The sequence below is a fragment of the Mesoflavibacter sp. genome (assembly GCF_964226795.1).
GTDB classification, from domain to species: domain Bacteria; phylum Bacteroidota; class Bacteroidia; order Flavobacteriales; family Flavobacteriaceae; genus Mesoflavibacter; species Mesoflavibacter zeaxanthinifaciens.
This window is the reverse complement of the sequence record NZ_CAXQQP010000002.1, coordinates 150729-169215: the sequence shown is the minus strand read 5'-3', so window position 1 is coordinate 169215 and position 18487 is coordinate 150729. Positions and strand designations below refer to the sequence as shown.

General features: G+C 31.9%; 17 protein-coding genes. 12 read left to right on the top strand and 5 right to left on the bottom strand.

The features are described from left to right. Positions 1-4 precede the first annotated feature (4 nt). The 3 genes from ACEQT4_RS01015 to ACEQT4_RS01005 are packed head-to-tail and all read left to right on the top strand — an operon-like array spanning position 5 to position 4732. Complete coding sequence (locus ACEQT4_RS01015; protein ID WP_370225601.1) at positions 5-1669, top strand: glycoside hydrolase family 16 protein; 1665 nt, start codon at positions 5-7, stop codon at positions 1667-1669. Between the two features lie 3 nt (positions 1670-1672). Next, complete coding sequence (gene bglX, locus ACEQT4_RS01010) at positions 1673-3970, top strand: beta-glucosidase BglX (RefSeq protein ID WP_370225599.1); 2298 nt, start codon at positions 1673-1675, stop codon at positions 3968-3970. Then, entirely contained in the window at positions 3971-4732 is a 762-nt protein-coding gene (locus tag ACEQT4_RS01005) for a family 16 glycosylhydrolase (protein ID WP_370225598.1), read from the top strand. 84 nt (positions 4733-4816) lie between these two features. Here the strand turns inward: ACEQT4_RS01005 and ACEQT4_RS01000 are convergent, their stop codons facing one another. Further along, entirely contained in the window at positions 4817-5494 is a 678-nt protein-coding gene (locus ACEQT4_RS01000) for a Crp/Fnr family transcriptional regulator (protein ID WP_336127089.1), read from the bottom strand. Between the two features lie 102 nt (positions 5495-5596). Between ACEQT4_RS01000 and ACEQT4_RS00995 the strand changes: the two genes are divergently transcribed. The 9 genes from ACEQT4_RS00995 to ACEQT4_RS00955 all read left to right on the top strand — a co-directional run bounded on the left by ACEQT4_RS00995 (position 5597) and on the right by ACEQT4_RS00955 (position 15215). Beyond that, positions 5597-7969 carry a heavy metal translocating P-type ATPase gene (locus tag ACEQT4_RS00995; protein ID WP_370225597.1) on the top strand — a complete coding sequence of 791 codons (2373 nt, stop codon included), beginning with the start codon at positions 5597-5599 and terminating at the stop codon, positions 7967-7969. A gap of 73 nt (positions 7970-8042) precedes the next feature. Next, the gene (gene ccoS / locus ACEQT4_RS00990) at positions 8043-8225 is read left to right on the top strand and encodes a cbb3-type cytochrome oxidase assembly protein CcoS (RefSeq protein WP_336127087.1); all 183 of its coding nucleotides are present in this window, start codon (positions 8043-8045) and stop codon (positions 8223-8225) included. 11 nt (positions 8226-8236) lie between these two features. Next, the gene (gene ccoN / locus ACEQT4_RS00985; protein ID WP_304145295.1) at positions 8237-10426 is read left to right on the top strand and encodes a cytochrome-c oxidase, cbb3-type subunit I; all 2190 of its coding nucleotides are present in this window, start codon (positions 8237-8239) and stop codon (positions 10424-10426) included. 6 nt (positions 10427-10432) lie between these two features. Next, positions 10433-10624, top strand: coding sequence for a cytochrome c oxidase subunit IV (locus ACEQT4_RS00980; protein WP_027879818.1), 192 nt, complete (start codon positions 10433-10435; stop codon positions 10622-10624). Beyond that, positions 10621-11589, top strand: coding sequence for a cbb3-type cytochrome c oxidase N-terminal domain-containing protein (locus tag ACEQT4_RS00975; RefSeq protein ID WP_106678554.1), 969 nt, complete (start codon positions 10621-10623; stop codon positions 11587-11589). Before ACEQT4_RS00980 ends, ACEQT4_RS00975 begins: the two co-directional genes overlap by 4 nt. 12 nt (positions 11590-11601) lie before the next feature. Further along, positions 11602-13023: a cytochrome c oxidase accessory protein CcoG gene (ccoG, locus tag ACEQT4_RS00970; RefSeq protein ID WP_370225595.1), complete on the top strand. Its 1422-nt coding sequence runs from the start codon at positions 11602-11604 to the stop codon at positions 13021-13023. Positions 13024-13169: 146 nt separating this feature from the next. Then, on the top strand, positions 13170-13616 hold the full coding sequence (locus ACEQT4_RS00965) for a FixH family protein (RefSeq protein ID WP_370225594.1): 447 nt from the start codon (positions 13170-13172) through the stop codon (positions 13614-13616). A gap of 1 nt (position 13617) precedes the next feature. Then, on the top strand, positions 13618-14319 hold the full coding sequence (locus ACEQT4_RS00960; RefSeq protein WP_027879822.1) for a sulfite exporter TauE/SafE family protein: 702 nt from the start codon (positions 13618-13620) through the stop codon (positions 14317-14319). 65 nt (positions 14320-14384) lie between these two features. Next, on the top strand, positions 14385-15215 hold the full coding sequence (locus ACEQT4_RS00955; protein WP_370225592.1) for a universal stress protein: 831 nt from the start codon (positions 14385-14387) through the stop codon (positions 15213-15215). On the opposite strand, the gene ACEQT4_RS00950 is transcribed toward ACEQT4_RS00955, so the two are convergent. The 4 genes from ACEQT4_RS00950 to ACEQT4_RS00935 form a co-directional block, all read right to left on the bottom strand. Next, positions 15212-15943 carry a sulfite exporter TauE/SafE family protein gene (locus tag ACEQT4_RS00950; protein WP_370225591.1) on the bottom strand — a complete coding sequence of 244 codons (732 nt, stop codon included), beginning with the start codon at positions 15941-15943 and terminating at the stop codon, positions 15212-15214. The genes ACEQT4_RS00955 and ACEQT4_RS00950 overlap by 4 nt on opposite strands. A 1-nt stretch (position 15944) precedes the next feature. Then, positions 15945-16583, bottom strand: coding sequence for a hypothetical protein (locus ACEQT4_RS00945; RefSeq protein WP_370225590.1), 639 nt, complete (start codon positions 16581-16583; stop codon positions 15945-15947). A gap of 4 nt (positions 16584-16587) precedes the next feature. Continuing rightward, positions 16588-17025, bottom strand: a complete 438-nt coding sequence (locus ACEQT4_RS00940; protein WP_370225588.1) for a hypothetical protein — start codon at positions 17023-17025, stop codon at positions 16588-16590. Positions 17026-17113: 88 nt separating this feature from the next. Beyond that, positions 17114-18487: an MBL fold metallo-hydrolase RNA specificity domain-containing protein gene (locus ACEQT4_RS00935; RefSeq protein ID WP_370225587.1), complete on the bottom strand. Its 1374-nt coding sequence runs from the start codon at positions 18485-18487 to the stop codon at positions 17114-17116.

Below are 18487 nucleotides of genomic sequence, written 5' to 3'. Positions count from 1 at the left end.
TATGATGAAAAATCTAAAAATAAATCTATTATTCATTCTAGCGTTATCACTTTTCACCTTTAGTTGTCAAGAAGATGATGCGGAATTTGGAGAAATAACTGCACCAACTAATTTACAAATTAGTGCCGAAATTATTGGCGTAGATGCAAATAACCCTAACGGTGATGGAAGTGGTATGGTAATATTAACTGCAACAGCAGATAATGCTATTACCTATAATTTTGAATTTGGAGACGGACAAAATGGTGTTTTCCCATCAGGAGTAGCAAATCATCGATTTAGTTTAGTAGGTTTAAATTCTTATAACGTTGTTGTAAGTGCAATAGGAAGAGGAGGAAACGCAACAACAGGAACCATAACTATTGATGTGTTTAGCTCTTTTGACGATTTAGAAGCTAAACAATTACTATCAGGAGGAGCTGGTAGTTCTAAAATATGGTATTGGGCAGCAGCAGAAACAGCTCATTTAGGTGTTGGACCTGCTAATGGCTCAATCGGTGAAGGATATTGGTATCCGCAATGGTATGCAGCACAACCTTTTGAAAAAGCTGGTTCTGGCGAAAGTAGTTGTATTTATGAAGATCAATTAGTTTTTTCTTTAGATACAAACGAGCAATTAACATATCAACTTAATAACAACGGACAAACTTACTTTAATGGTGCTTATGAGTCTGTTGTTGGAGGAAGTGCAGGTTATGACTTTTGTTATGACTTTGATACATCAGGAACAAGTATAGTTTCACTTGCGCCAACTTCTGTAGATTGGAGTACTGTACCAGACCCAGATTTTACATCTAGAGGAACAGTAATGAACTTTTCTAACGACAATTTTATGGGGTACTATGTAGGGGCATCTAGTTATGAAATTATCGAGTTAACATCGTCTTTATTAAAAGTTAGATGTATAGATTCTCAAAATCCAGATTTAGCATGGTATCATACCTTTACAACGCAAGAACCAACACAAGGATTTACTTCAGATTATAATACACTTGCTTGGCAAGACGAATTTGATGTAGATGGTGCTCCAGACCCAACAAAATGGACTTATGATTTAGGAACAGGTGTAGACGGATGGGGAAATCAAGAAGCTCAATCTTACACAAACAACTCTGAAAATGTTGAGGTTTCTAACGGAAACTTAATAATAACAGCAATTAATACAGGTTCTGGTTACACATCTGCAAGAATTAAATCAGAAAATCTGTATGAGTTTACTTACGGAAGAGTGGAAGTAAGAGCAAAATTACCAACTGGTGGCGGAACTTGGCCTGCAATTTGGATGCTTGGTGCTAATTATGATACCAATGCTTGGCCAGCTTGTGGAGAAATAGATATTATGGAACATGTAGGGAATGATCAAAATACAATTCACGGATCTTTGCATTATCCAGAAGCTTTTGCAGGTAATGCAGACACAGGATCTACTACAGTAGACACAGCTAGTACAGAGTTTCATAATTATACAGTAGAATGGTCTCCGACAGCAATAAAATTTGTTGTAGATGATGTAGTGTATCATACCTATGCTAATACAGGATCTTCGCCATTTAATAGTGATTTCTTCTTAATTTTAAATGTAGCTATGGGCGGAACTTTTGGAGGCGATATTGATCCAGCCTTTACACAAAGCTCTATGGAAATTGATTATGTAAGAGTATACGAATAGAAAATGAATTATAATATATTAAACGCACTATTGATTTGTGTTATTTTCTTTACATCTTGTAAAAACAACGAGAGTAACCTGTCAGTAAACGATATAAAAACCTCTAAAACGCTTTCTATTGAAGATAAGGTTGAAGCTTTGCTTTCTAAAATGACTTTAGAAGAAAAAATTGGCCAAATGAATCAATATAATGGGTTTTGGGATGTAACAGGACCAGCGCCTTCAGATGGAGAAGCCGAAATAAAATATGAGCATCTTCGTAAAGGTTATGTAGGTTCAATGATTAACGTAAAAGGCGTTAAAGATGTCAGAGCTGTTCAAAAAATAGCAGTTGAAGAATCTAGATTAGGTATTCCTTTAATTATAGGTTTTGATGTTATTCATGGGTTTAAAACTACAAGTCCAATCCCTTTAGCAGAAGCAGCAAGCTGGGATTTAGAAGCTATAAAAAGCTCTGCTGAAGTTGCCGCTAAAGAAGCTGCAGCATCAGGTATTAATTGGACGTTTGCTCCAATGGTAGATATATCTAGAGATGCACGTTGGGGACGTGTTATGGAAGGCGCAGGAGAAGATCCGTTTTTAGGTTCAAAAATCGGGGTAGCTAGAGTACAAGGTTTCCAAGGAGAAGATTTATCATCACCATTAACCATAGCAGCTTGCGCTAAACATTTTGCAGGTTATGGATTTGCAGAGTCTGGTAAAGACTATAATACTGTAGATGTAGGTACTTCAACTTTAAATAATATTATTTTACCTCCTTTTAAGGCAGCTTCAGATGCAGGAGTTAGAACATTTATGAATTCTTTTAACGAGTTAAACGGAATTCCAGCAACAGGAAACAAAATGTTACAAAGAGACATCTTAAAAGAAAAATGGAATTTTGATGGTTTTGTAGTTTCAGATTGGGGATCAATAGCAGAAATGATTGCACATGGGTACGCTAAAGACGGAAAAGAAGCTGCAAAATATGCTGCAAACGCTGGCTCAGATATGGATATGGAATCGTATTTATACGTAGAACATTTAGCTGCTTTAGTTAAAGAAGGTGAGGTAGATGAAGCCTTAATTGACGATGCAGTAAGACGTATTCTAAAAGTTAAATTTGAATTAGGATTATTTGATGATCCTTATAAATATTGTAATGAAGATAGAGAAAAAGAAATTATAGGTAGCGAAGCTATTAATAACACCGTTTTAGATGTTGCAAAAAAATCTATAGTTCTTTTAAAAAATCAAAATCAGTTATTACCGTTAAAAAAAGAAGGTCAAAAAATAGCTGTTATTGGTGCTTTAGCAGACGATAAAACAAGTCCTTTAGGAAACTGGAGATTAGCTGCAGAAGAAGGTTCTGCTATCTCACTTTTAGAAGGTTTAAAAAACTATACAGGTAATATAATTACATACGCTAAAGGCGCAGATGTAATTATAGAAAACACATCATTTGCCAAAGAAGTAAAAATTAATGAAGATGATACTTCTGGTTTTGCAGAAGCTTTAGCTTTAGCAAAATCTTCGGATGTTGTAATTATGGTTTTAGGAGAACACGGTATGCAATCTGGTGAAGGTAGAAGTAGAGCAAACCTTAGTCTTCCAGGCGTTCAACAGCAACTTTTAGAAGCTGTTTACAAAGTAAATAAAAACATAGTTTTAGTATTACATAACGGTAGACCATTAGCAATAGATTGGGCAGATCAAAATATACCTTCAATTTTAGAAGTATGGCAATTAGGTAGTCAAAGTGGTAATGCAATAGCGCAAGTCCTATTTGGTGATTATAATCCAAGTGGTAAATTACCAATGACGTTTCCTAAAAACGTCAATCAAGTCCCTATTTATTATAATTATAAAAGTACAGGAAGACCAAACATGCCAGCACCAGATGAGGTATTTTGGTCGCATTATTCAGATCAAACCAACCAACCGCTTTATCCATTTGGTTTTGGTTTAAGTTATACGACGTTTAAATATGATAATTTAAAAGTAGAAAATACTTTTAGTGAAAATAAAACGGTTAAAGTTTCTGTTGAAATCACCAATACAGGTAATTACAAAGGAAAAGAAGTAACTCAATTGTATATAAGAGACTTATTTGCAAGTGTAACAAGACCTATAAGAGAGTTAAAAGGTTTTGAAATGATCGAATTAGAACCAAATCAAACAAAAACTGTAACTTTTACTTTAACAGAAAATGAACTTGGGTTCTATGATAATTTAGGTGAATTTATTGTTGAAAAAGGAGATTTCAAAGTATTTGTTGGAGGAGATTCTTCAGCAAAATTATCATCAGAATTTAAAATTTAAATGAAACATTTATTAATTATAATTAGTCTAGTAACAATATTTTCTTGTGAAAAAAAGGAGCAAGAAAATATTGTTTTTTTTGAAGACTTTAATACTGAAAATCTTAACGAAACTCATTGGAATTACGAGTTAGGTAATGGTTGTCCAAACCTTTGTGGTTGGGGAAATAATGAAAGACAATATTACACGAAAGAAAATGTATCTATAAAAGATGGTAATTTAGTAATTACAGCTACAAAAGATTCAACTAAATATTATTCTGGAAGAATAACGACTAAAGATAAAGTAGAATTTACATACGGTACTGTAGAGGTAAAAGCAAAATTACCTCTTGGACATGGTTTATGGCCAGCAATCTGGATGCTAGGATCAGATATTGAAGAAGTTGGTTGGCCTGCTTGTGGCGAAATTGACATAATGGAGTATGTTGGTAAAACACCTCATCAGATCCATACAACCTTACATACACCATCTAGTTTTGGTCAATCTATAAATACTAATGTAGAAACTTTAGAGAATATTGAAGAAGGTTTTCATGTCTATAAAACAAATTGGAGCAAAGATGCTATTCAATTTTATATAGACAATCAGTTGGTGTATACTTTTTCACCTGAAGAAAAAAATGAAAAGAATTATCCTTTTAATAAACCATTTTTTGTTATTCTAAATATGGCTATTGGAGGTAGTTTTGGTGGACCAGATGTGGATGATTCAATTTTCCCTCAACAATTTATTATAGACTATATAAAGATTTATCAATAATTAAAATTTACCTGAATAACTAACTATAATAAAAAAGGTGCAAATATTTTTTTGCACCTTTTTTATTTAAAATTCCTTTACTGTTTATTCAACTCTAAGTAAACCAGTTTCATCTTCAATTTTTATTTGCTTTCCTTTTGTACTAATTAATCCTTGTTTTTTAAATTGAGATAAGATTCTAATAGCACTTTCTGTAGCAGTACCAACAATACTGGCATAATCTTCTCTAGATAAGGTTAAAACCAAAAAACCATTTTCATCACTCCCAAATTTTTGATGAATGTAAACAAGCGTATTAGCAAGACGTTGCTTTACCGTTTTTTGTGCCATGTCTACAAGCTGATCATCAGAGTTTTTTAAATCTTTGGCCATATTTTTTAATACGTCCATAGAAAAATTAGGGTTTTTCTGTAAATCTTGGATAATTTCACTTTTAGGAACAAAGCAAACTTGCATATCATTTACAGCAGTTGCAGTAAGGTTAGATGGTTCTCCACTAACTAAAGAGCGTTGACCAATCATTCCGCCTTTTAGCGCAAGTTTTACAACTTGATCTTTACCATTTTCACTTAACTTAGTTAATTTACAAACTCCATCTCTTATACAGTAAATACCATTTAAAGAATCACCTTCTTCAAAAATGTTATCTCCTTTTTTAACGATTTGAGTTGTTTTACATGCAGAAACACGCATTAACTCTTCTTTTGTTAAGGCCTTTAAACTATTAAATTGCCTAACAATACATTGTTCACATTTGCTCATACCTAAAAGACTAATGTTCCAAAATTATACATAATATGACAAATATCATAAAATATCTTCAGCTTAATTGTAACCTTTGTTACAGGTATAAAAGAGCAAATTATGGATGCAAAAGTATGTTATCATTGTGGTGATACATGTGCAGATACCAAAATAACAAAAGATGAAAAAGTGTTTTGTTGTAATGGTTGTAAAACGGTTTACGAAATCCTTTCGGAAAGCGATTTGACATGTTATTATGACCTTCAAGCTTCGCCAGGAGCTGTTCCTAAAGAGATAGAAGGTAAGTACGATTTTCTTTCTCAAGAAAAAATTATTGAAAAATTAGTAGAGTTTGATGATGGTAAAACACAAATTGTTACGCTTTACATTCCGCATATACATTGTAGTTCTTGTATTTGGATTTTAGAAAATTTAAACAAATTAAATCCTGCTATTTCTCAATCTCAAGTCAATTTTGGAAAAAAAACTGTACGAGCAACGTATAATACAGAAACGTTTAGCTTAAAAGAATTAGTATTACTTCTTAGCTCTGTAGGTTACGAGCCATACATTAGTTTAGACGATTATAAAACAGGAAAAGAAAACGTTAATCGAAGCTTAATATACAAGCTTGGTGTTGCTGGTTTTGCATTTGGCAATGTCATGTTTTTGTCTTTTCCGGAGTATTTTGAGGTAGATGAGTATTGGCTAGAAAAATACAAACATCTCTTTAGATGGTTAATGTTTGCGTATTCGTTACCTGTAGTGTTTTATGCTGCACAAGATTATTTTATTTCGGCGTATAAAGCTATTAAAACCAGAATTTTAAACATTGACATACCAATTGCTTTAGGTGCAATAGTATTGTTTTTAAGAAGTACAATAGAAATTATTTTCAACTACGGATCAGGATTTTTTGACAGCTTAACAGGGTTGATATTTTTCTTGTTACTTGGTAAATTCTTTCAGCAAAAAACCTATTCATTTTTATCTTTTGAGCGCGATTATAAATCGTACTTCCCAATTGCAGTTACAAAAATTATTAATAATGAAGAAGTGCCAGTTCAAGTCTATGATATAGAAAAAGGAGACCGATTATTAATAAGAAATCAAGAGTTAATTCCCGTAGACGGAATTTTAATTAACGGAAGCGCAAAAATTGATTACAGTTTTGTAACTGGCGAATCTGAACCAGTTAAAAAAGCGTCTGGAGATAAATTATTTGCTGGAGGAAAGCAGACTTCGGGCGTTATAGAAATGGAGGCCATAAAGTCCGTAGAGCAAAGTTATTTAACACAATTATGGAGTAACGATGTGTTTAATAAAAATAAAGAAGATGGTTTTACAACGCTAACAAACGCTATAAGTAAGCGTTTTACAATCATTATTTTAAGTATAGCTTTTATAGCAACTGCATATTGGCTTTATGTAGACTCTTCTAAAGCGATGAATGTGTTTACTGCTGTTTTAATCATTGCTTGTCCTTGTGCTATAGCGTTATCGGCTCCATTTACCTTCGGAAACTTGTTGCGTATTTTTGGTAAGAAAAAGTTCTATTTAAAAAACGCTTCTGTAATAGAACAATTATCGCACATAAACACGATAATTTTTGATAAAACAGGAACCATTACTTCAAACAAAAAAAGTGAAGCAAAATATGAAGGTTTGCCACTTACCACAGAAGAAGAAACTTTATTAAAAAATACCTTAAGAGGATCTAATCATCCTTTAAGTAGAAGTCTTTATGATATTTTAGACGAACATAATATTATTACTTTAGATACTTATAAAGAACATTTAGGACAAGGTATAGAAGCATCCCATGCTTCAAAAAATATAAAAATAGGCTCTGCAAAATTTGTTGGTTATCAAGCAGAAACAGAGGTTTTAAATACAGCTGTTCACGTAAGCTCTAATAGTATTTATAAAGGAAAATTCACCTTCTATAATAGCTATCGTAAAGGGTTGTCCAAGTTATTTAATAAGCTAAAAAAGAATTACGATTTAGCCATTCTTTCAGGAGATAATGAAGGAGAAATGGAAAACCTTAAAAAACTATTGCCATCAAAAACCAAGCTGCTTTTTAATCAAAAACCAGACGATAAGTTAGAATACATAAAATACCATCAAACTGAAGGCGCAAAAGTACTTATGGTTGGTGACGGACTGAATGATGCAGGAGCATTAGCACAAAGTGATGTTGGTGTAGTGATTTCAGAAAATATAAATGTGTTTTCTCCAGCTTGCGATGCCATATTAGATGCTTCTAAGTTTAATCATTTATATAGTTATATCAAGGCTTCAAAAAGTGCATTAAAAATTATAAAATGGAGCTTTTTGCTGTCATTCTTTTACAATGTTATAGGATTATATTTTGCTGTTACAGGACAATTAGCGCCAGTAATTGCAGCAATATTGATGCCTTTAAGTTCTATAAGTATTGTGATTTTCACAACAATAGCTACAAACTGGATTGGACGAAAACTAAAATAATTTTAAACATGATAAATATCATCTTTTAAACAAGACTTCTAAAGTAATTTTGAAACATAACTTCTAATTAGGTATGAGTGTTATATATATATTATTAACGGTAAGCATTATTGTAGCTGTAATTTTCTTTGTAGCCTTTATTATGGCTGTAAGGAACGGGCAATTTGACGATGGTTATACACCATCTGTAAGAATGCTTTTTGAAGACGAACTTATAAAATCAAACAAAACAATAACTAAAAACAACAAAGACTAATCACAATTATTATGGAAATGCAACAATTTTATTACGATAACAAGATTGTTAAAAAGTTTCTCTATGCAACAATGCTCTGGGGAGTAGTTGGTATGCTAGTGGGACTAATTTTAGCTTTCATGTTTTTATTCCCAAATATGACAGATGGGATTTCATGGTTAAGTTTTGGTCGTTTAAGACCATTACATACCAATGCTGTTATCTTCGCATTTGTGGGTAACGCAATTTTTGCAGGTGTTTATTACTCTACGCAAAGATTATTAAAAGCCAGAATGTTTAGCGATTTACTAAGCAACATAAACTTTTGGGGATGGCAGTTAATTATTGTCGGTGCTGCAATTACTTTGCCTTTAGGGTTTTCAACATCAAAAGAATATGCCGAGTTAGAATGGCCTTTTGATATTGCAATAGCGCTTATATGGGTTGCATTTGGAGTTAACTTAATTGGTACTATGTTAAAACGTCGTCAACGTCACTTATACGTTGCAATTTGGTTTTACATAGCAACGTTTGTTACTGTTGCAGTATTACATATATTTAATAGTTTAGAATTACCTGTTAGTGCATTTAAGAGTTATTCAGTTTATGCAGGTGTACAAGATGCATTGGTACAATGGTGGTATGGTCATAATGCGGTAGCATTTTTCTTAACAACACCATTTTTAGGTTTAATGTACTACTTTGTACCAAAAGCAGCCAATAGACCTGTGTATTCTTATAGATTATCAATTATACATTTCTGGTCTTTAATATTTATTTATATATGGGCTGGTCCACACCATTTATTATATACCGCTTTACCAGAATGGGCTCAAAGTTTAGGAACAACATTCTCTGTAATGTTATTAATGCCTTCTTGGGGAGGAATGATTAATGGATTATTAACACTTCGTGGTGCTTGGGATAAAGTTCGTGTAGATCCAGTGCTTAAATTTATGGTAGTTGCAATTACGGGTTACGGTATGGCTACATTTGAAGGACCAATGCTTTCTCTTAAAAATGTAAATGCAATTGCTCACTTTACAGATTGGATTATTGCTCACGTTCACGTTGGTGCTTTAGCATGGAATGGTTTCTTAACCTTTGGTATGATTTATTATTTAGTACCAAAGTTATTTAAAACTAAATTACATTCGGTAGGATTAGCCAATTTACATTTCTGGATTGGTACCTTAGGTATTATAATGTATGCGTTACCAATGTATGTTGCTGGATTTACTCAAGCTAGTATGTGGAAACAATTTAATCCAGATGGTACGTTAGTGTATGGTAACTTCTTAGAAACTGTTTCGGAAATTATCCCAATGTACTGGATGCGTGCAATAGGAGGTACATTATACCTTACAGGAATGTTAATCTTAGTATACAACATTGTTGTTACTATTGCTAAAGGTAGTAAAGTAGAAGACGAACTTGCTGAAGCAGCAGCATTGCAACGTGTATCTAAAAAACGTGTAGCTGGAGAAGGTTGGCATACTTGGTTAGAACGTAAACCAATTAGATTAACTATTTATGCTACTATCGCAATTCTAATTGGTGGTATTATTCAAATTGTACCGACAATAATGGTAAAATCTAATGTTCCAACTATTAGTAGTGTAGAGCCTTATACACCGTTAGAATTAGAAGGTAGAGACATTTATATACGTGAAGGTTGTGTAGGTTGCCACTCTCAAATGGTACGCCCATTTAGAAGTGAAGTTGAGCGTTACGGAGAGTACAGTAAAGCAGGAGAATTTGTTTACGATCACCCATTTCTTTGGGGAAGTAAGCGTACAGGTCCAGATTTACATAGATTAGGTGGAAAGTATAATGATAACTGGCACTTCAACCATATGTATGATCCACAAAGTACATCATCAGGATCAATCATGCCAGCCTATAAATGGTTAATTGATAATGAGCTTGATAAATCTCAAACCGAAGCTAAAATGCGTGCAATGGTATCTTTAGGTGTACCTTACACGGACGAAGATATTGCAAATGCTCAAGCTCAAATGACTGAACAAGGTACTCAAATAGAGAAAAACCTTTACAGCGATCCAGATTTTGCTTCTGCTTACGAAGCAAGTAAGAAAAATGCTGGTGCAGACTTTGTAGAAATGAAAAACAGAGAGATTGTTGCTTTAATAGCATACTTACAACGTTTGGGTACAGATATTAAAGTAGAACAAACAGAAGAAACAACAGCTCAAAACTAATACGTCATGTTGAAATTTGTAAAAAATCATTTAGAGACAATAGCAGGTGTAGAGATATACCCAATATTATCACTTCTTATATTCTTTGGATTTTTTGTAGTTCTTTTTTGGTGGGTAATCACCGCCAAAAAAGACTACATCTCTAAAGTAAGTAATATACCATTAGAATTAGACAACCAAAACGAATCAGAATCATGAGAAATTTATTCCCATCATATGTAAGAGTTCCTGTAATATTCTTCACAATATTCGGATTAATCGAGTATTTCGTGGATTCAGGAGACGAGCCAGCTTTTTTAAAGTATCCTGTTATCATGCTGTTCTTACTTTTAATTTTATTAGTACTTATAGCAATAGAAGGAATAGTAGGTTCTATAGAAAACGTGCTTTTCCAAAGTTTAGATGAAGCTGGTAAAGAACGTTACTTAGCTAGTAAAACAAAAACGCCTCAATTTAAAGCCTTAAATAACATTTACGATAAATTAAAAGGTAAACAAAAACCAATTGAGGAAGAACATGAAATTATCCTAGACCACAATTACGATGGTATTAAAGAGTTAGATAATAACTTACCACCATGGTGGGTATGGTCATTCTATATTTCAATTGTATTTGCAGCAGTTTACTTAGTAAGATTTCATGTTATTGGAACAGCAGATTTTGCAGCAGAAGAATTAGAAAAAGAATATGCACAAGCTAAAATTGAAATAGAAGAGTATAAGAAAACAGCTAAAAATTTAGTCGATGTTAATACGGTAACGTTATTAACAGATGCTGCCGATTTAAAAGCTGGTCAATCAATCTTTAATGCTAACTGTGTAGCTTGTCACATGGCAGATGGTGGAGGAGGAATTGGTCCAAACCTAACAGATAACTACTGGATTTTAGGAGGTGGAATTAAAAATGTATTCCACACCATTTCAGAAGGTGGACGATCTGGAAAAGGAATGATTTCTTGGAAAAACGATTTAAAACCAATAGAAATGGCGCAAGTAGCTAGTTATGTATTGTCTTTAGAAGGTACAACACCAGCAAATCCAAAAGAACCAGAAGGAGATATTTGGAAACCAGAAGGCGTTGATAATGTAGAAGTGCCAGAAGAAGTTATAGAAACAGAAGTTATTGAAGTAGAAACATCTACTCCAGCAGAAAATAACGATTAATAATAAGTTAAAATGGAAGCTCCAAACAACGAGAGTTTTAGAGACTCGATTGCAACAATAAACGAAGAAGGAAAACGCGCATGGATTTTTCCTAAAAAACCAAGCGGTAAGTTTTATGATTACAGAAAGTACGTAAGTTACTTTTTGCTAGCCTTCTTATTTGCAGCACCGTTTATAAAAATAAATGGTAATCAGTTTTTAATGTTCAATGTTTTGGAGCGTCGTTTTAATATTTTCGGCTTTCCGTTTTGGCCTCAAGATTTTCACCTGTTTGTAATCTCAATGATTATAGGTGTAATTTTTATTACTCTATTTACTGTAGCTTTTGGTCGTATTTTTTGTGGTTGGATTTGTCCGCAAACCATTTTTATGGAAATGGTTTTTAGACGTATAGAATATTGGATTGATGGTGATAGAGGAAAACAATTAAGACTTAAAAAATCTGGATGGACTAGCGAAAAAATAAGAAAAAGAGTTCTTAAACACACTATTTTTGTAATTATTTCATTTTTAATTGCTAATATCTTTTTAGCTTATTTAATTGGTAGTGATAAGCTTTTAGGATATATCAAAGAAGGTCCGCTTGAGCATTTAGGTACATTAATTCCGTTACTAATATTTACAGGTATTTTCTACTTTGTTTTCTCTTGGTTTAGAGAGCAAGTATGTATCATTGCTTGTCCTTACGGTCGTTTACAAGGTGTGCTTTTAGACACTAAATCTATTGTTGTAGCCTATGACCATAAACGTGGAGAAGGTGAAAATGGACGCAAAAAATGGCGTAAGGATGAAGACAGAGAAGCTTTAGGACATGGAGATTGTATTGATTGTTTTCAATGTGTACATGTTTGTCCTACAGGTATTGATATTAGAAACGGTACACAATTAGAATGTGTTAACTGTACAGCTTGTATTGACGAGTGTGATACAATAATGGAAAAAGTTGGCTTACCAACAGGACTTATTAGGTATGCAAGCGAAGCTAATATTGAAGACAAAGAGCCATTTAAGCTTACAGCAAGGCTTAAAGGTTACATTGTAGTATTAACAGTTTTAATAGGTGTTTTAATTGCGATGCTTCAATTAAGAAACGAACTTGAAGCACGCGTATTAAGGTTACCAGGACAATTATACGAGCATAAAGAAAACAATATTATAAGTAACGTATTTACCTATAAATTGGTAAATAAAACAACAGAGCCAGTTGAAGACGTTAGCTTTAAATTAAAAGGTTATAAAGGTACTGTAAAACTAGTATCTACAGAAAATACAGTAACAGTGCCTAAACAAGGTCTAGAAGAAGGAACTTTATTTATAGAGCTTGACCAAAGTTTATTAAAAGGTGATAAGACCGAATTAACTATTGAAATTTATAGCAAAGACAAATTAATAGAAACAACTAAGGTTAACTTTTTAGGTCCTAGAAGTTTCTAAAATATAAACATTGAAAGAATAAATAAATAATGGCAAGTACACCTTGCATTAAGGATTGAGGTATTGTTGGAGCGCCTTGTAAAGCGCGACTACCGAAAGCCTGACCTGAAGCTTGCGTAAGGTAATGCCATAAAAATATTAGAGATATGAAACTTAATTGGGGAACCGGAATTGTAATTGCATTTATTGGCTTTATTAGCTTTATAATGTACTTTGTTATCAATATGAATACTGACAAGAAGTTAGATCATGATTTAGTTACAGAAGATTACTATAAACAAGAATTAAAATATCAAAACGATATAGATAAAGAAAAAAATGCCAAAACACTGTCTGCTAACTTGAAGTGGCAAAAAACAGAAAAAGGCATGCTAATCAGTTTTCCTGAAAATTTAGAGCCAAGTAATATTTCAGGTAAAGTGTTCCTATATAGACCATCTAATAAACAATTGGACTTTGAAACCACAATTTCTCTGTCTAACCACAATTTGCTCATACCTGACAAACGTTTGTTAGATGGTCGTTGGAACATTAAAATAGATTGGAATTACAAAGGTAACAACTACCTTTATAAAGAAGAAATTTTATATTAAAATGCTACTTACGGCTATCATATTTGGTTTATTAGGAAGCTTTCACTGCGTAGGAATGTGCGGTCCTATTGCCTTTATGTTGCCTGTTGATAGGAGTAATTCTTTTAAAAAAATATCTCAAATTACAGCTTATCACATTGGTCGTTTACTAGCTTATAGTATTATTGGTTTAATCTTCGGTTTAATTGGTAAAAGTTTATATATTTTTGGTTTACAGCAACGACTTTCTATCATTATTGGCGTTTTAATGATAGTTGTTGTTGTGTTTCCGTATAAAAAAATAGGACAAAACTTTGTAGTAAAACCTATTTACAAAGCGGTAGCTTTTGTAAAAAAACAAATGGGTGAAGCTTTAAAAAAGAAAACCGCAGATACTTTTTTAACCATTGGTTTTTTAAACGGGTTTTTACCTTGCGGATTAGTTTATATGGCAGTTTTTGGAGCAATAGCAACTGGTACATCTTGGCAAGGTAGTTTATATATGTTCTTTTTTGGATTAGGCACAATACCCTTAATGACTAGCGCTATTTATTTAGGTAAATTTTTAAATGTACAAGCCAAACAACGCATCCAAAAGGCAATACCTGTTTTTGTTGTGATTATTGGTGCGCTATTTATTTTAAGAGGTTTAGGTCTTGGTATTCCTTATATTTCTCCAGCTCCTGTTGTAGAAATGGTAGAAGGCGCTATTAATTGTCACTAATTTCTTCTTATCTTTATTTTTTGAATTTCATGCTGAATTGAAATCTCAAAACCAATCTATTTTATATGAAAAACATTCTGTTACTTACCGATTTTTCTGAAACTTCAAAAAACGCTATTCATTATGCTTTACAGTTATTTGAAAATAAAGAAACAACTTTTCATTTAGTTTACGTGCATAAAGCGTCTGCATTTACGTCTGCAGATCTAATGACAAGTAGCACAGATAATTTGTATGCAAGTATCGTAAAGTCGCCACAAGAAGATTTAGAAGACCTTGTAAACAGTTTAAAAACGTCATATAAAAACGATAAGCATACTATAAACTCTCATGTAGATTACGATGTGTTTACAGATGCAATCAATCAGTTAATACAGCTTCAAAATATAGACCTAATCGTTATGGGAACTAACGGTGTGACAGGTGCAGATGAGGTTGTTTTTGGTAGTCATACACTTAATGTAATTAGAAAAGTTGAATGTCCAACGCTAGTCATTCCAAAGGATTTTAAATTTGAAACACCTAACGAAGTTTTAATTCCTTTAGACGAAAAAGATCATTTAAATAAATCACGATTAAGCTTAATTTCTAGTCTTTTATATAATAAAGAAACTAAATTTCATGTTCTTAGAGTTATAGAAACTGAAAATGATAGCTTTAAAGAGGCAGATGTTGAGGTTTTAAATTCAAACTTTTCTGAAGAAAACTATAGCTATTTCAATATTACTAATGTGCCATTACACTATATTGTAGATACTTATGTGCAAACAAACACTATAGATTTTGAAGTATTTATTATACAGCAAACTACTTTTTTTGAAAGATTATTTAAAGGATCACCAATTACAAAACATAGTAAAGTAGCAAAAGTACCTTTGTTTATTCTTCACGATTAAAACCAAAGACTTACAAAACTAGAGATACCGATAATTAAGATTAGGATTAAAACAAAATTTCTAAATTGATCTTGAGATATTTTATTAAGTATTTTTTTACCAATATAAGTTCCAATAACGCTAATTACAAGTAAAATAGGGATGAGGTATAATATGTCTTTTTGTATGTAACCATTATTGTAATACACAACACTTCTGCTTAAATCTACTCCTAAATCTATAATTGCAGAAGTAGCAATAAATTTTTCTTTATTCATTTTAAACGCAGAAAGTGTTATGCCTCTTATTGCTCCGCCTGTACCTAATAAACCTGCGCTAAAACCAGATAAAACACCTCCTAAAATGGCGTTTTTGTTGGATGCTTTAATTATTAATTCTTTAAAAATTAAAAAGATAAGACTAAGTACAATTAAAAATCCGCCTAAAAAATAGGTAAGTATTTTGGTGTTAAAAAACTGACTTACGTAAGCACCGATAATTACAAAAATTACTGCAGGTATACCTAAGTATAGGATAACTTGTTTGTCAATTCCTTTTTTAAAGAATGCTATTTTAACTACATTACTAGATAAATGAAACAAGGCTGTAAGACCCAAAACAGTTTGAAAATCTAAAAAGAAGTTAGCAATTGGTACAAAAAATACTGACGAGCCAAAACCACCAACAGTGCCTAAAATTTCGGCAAGTAAGACTAAGAGTAAAAAGACACCAAAATATTTAGATAACATACTATTTTGGTGTTGGTATTATAGCTTCTTCTTCTAAAACTAAGATAAGTAGTTTTATATAATCTTCTATACTATCATTTATGTTTTTAGGATCTACAATATCTATATAACCTTTCCAGATTAATGTACGTTCTTTACTAGGACATAAACAATATATGCTAGTTTCGGCATTATAAACATTGTAATTTTCATAATATGAAGGATTATAAAACTGGTCTTGATATTTTAAAAAGTCGTCTTTAAAGTTGTGTTTGTATGTATGTGTTTTATAATACTCTTCAGAATATTTAATCTTATTTTTTACACCAACTATTCTAGAAAAAATTACTGTATCGTAATTAAGTTTGATTAACGAGTCTTCAATTTTATTTATTTCTGTTTCAGTATGCTTTTTATTTAAATAATCGGTAGTTAAAATGTTTTGACTTTTGTCTACTTTGAGATCTTTTAATTGTAGTTGTGTTTGAAAATGAGATTCAAATAAATGTCTAGCTTCATCATCTTTAGTCATACCAATAACTAGTATTTTTTTTGGATTATAGGTTTCAAAATCTGGGTTTTTCCAATAATCTTTTAGCTGCGTCGTGTTTTCGCAACTTAACAGAAGTATTAAAATTATATTTAAAAAAAGTAGTCTCATTATTTTATTTGATAAGATTTTTCATTTTATCTGTTTTCATTAAATCTTTAATTAAGCTAAAAATTTCAAATTTCACAGCTTTATAATCATGAAAAAACTCACTTATTTTAGAGGTAAATTCTCTGTGTTCTTTTTTGTATTTATATTCTTCTTCAAGCTCATCAATACCGTTTACGATAATTTCAAGTTCTTGTTCGTGTTTAATTAAGTTATTAATTAGTTTTTCATTACCACGTTTGGTTCTGTATAATGCTGTTGTTGCAGTTTGAGCACGCTCTAAATCGTTATTGCTTATAATTTTTTGGGTATAATTTGTAATTAATTCTTCTAAAAATAATTGTTCATCTTTAATAAAATTAAGATCTGATAGCCAATTTTTTGACATTTCGTGCATGCGCTCTGCGCTAAACCATTCTACTAGTTTTCCTTTATTAGTTTTCATTTTATATTGTTTAAGGGTTAATAATTATTTTTTTAAGATACTTTTATATGCTTTAAATAAAAATGATAATTATCATGTATTTAAGAGGTTATAAATCGATTTCTAAGCTTTCATAAAGAGATGGAATATGTGTATTCCAACCCATTTGATCTTTGATTTTTAACCTTAAATTATCGATAGAAGCTGCTTCACCATGAATTAAAAATATTTTTTTTGGTGTGTTTTCAATAGCGCTTAGCCAGTTTAATATTTCAGATTGATCTGCATGTGCTGATAGACTGTCTATACTGTATACTTTTGCATTGACTTTATGGTATTTTCCGAAAAATTTCACTTCATGAGCACCATCTTTTATAAGTCTTCCTCTGGTACCTTCGGCTTGATAACCAGCTAATAATATACTTGTTGTATTGATGTCTATGAGTTGTTTTAAATAGGTAAGTACGCGACCGCCAGTAACCATACCGCTACCAGCAATGATAATTTTAGATCTAGGATCGTCAATGGTTTTCCAGGTATCTGCATATGATGTAATAATATTGATATGTCTACACATAGCATGATAGTCTTGTTCTGATAGTTTATGCCACTTAGGGAAAAGTTTAAAAACTTCTAAAACATTATTGCCCATTGGACTATCTACAAAAATAGGGATATTAGGTATTTTGTTTTTTTGATATAATTTAAACAGAATATACATAAGTGTTTGTAATCTTTCTACCGCAAAACTAGGGATGATTAGATTACCTTTTTTATGGATTACTTCTGTAATGATAGTGGTTAATAGGATTTCTATATTTTCTTTACTGTGTAATTTGTTTCCGTAGGTGCTTTCTAAAAATATATAATCTGCTTCTTTTGGTCTTTTGGGTTCTTTAAGAAGATAATCATTTGTACGACCAATGTCTCCAGAAAAGACAAAACGTCTACCTTCAATATCAATTTCTATAAAAGTAGCACCTATAATATGTCCGTTGTAATTAAATTTAAACGAAATATGATTATTTATTTTAATCCATTTGGCTTCTGTTTGGACTTCAAATTTAGAAATGGTGTTTTCTACGTCTTTTATAGTATAAAAAGGTAAAGCAGGATGATGTTTAGTAAATTGTTCTTTGTTGGCTTTTTTAGCTTCTTCTTCATGTATTTTAGCACTGTCTTTTAAAATAATTTCGGCTATAGCTAAGGTCGGTGCAGTACCAATAATTGTACCTGTAAAACCTTGTTTGATTAGTCTTGGTAAATAGCCAACATGATCTAAATGTCCATGTGTAAGTAATACTGTATCTATGGATTTGACATTAATGGGTAAATCATTCCAGTTGGTTTGGCGTAATTCTTTTAATCCCTGAAAAACGCCGCAATCTATCATTATAGAAGTATCATAAGCTTCGATTAAAAACTTTGATCCAGTGACGGTTTTTGCTCCTCCTAAAAACGTTATTTTGGCTGTATTGGACAT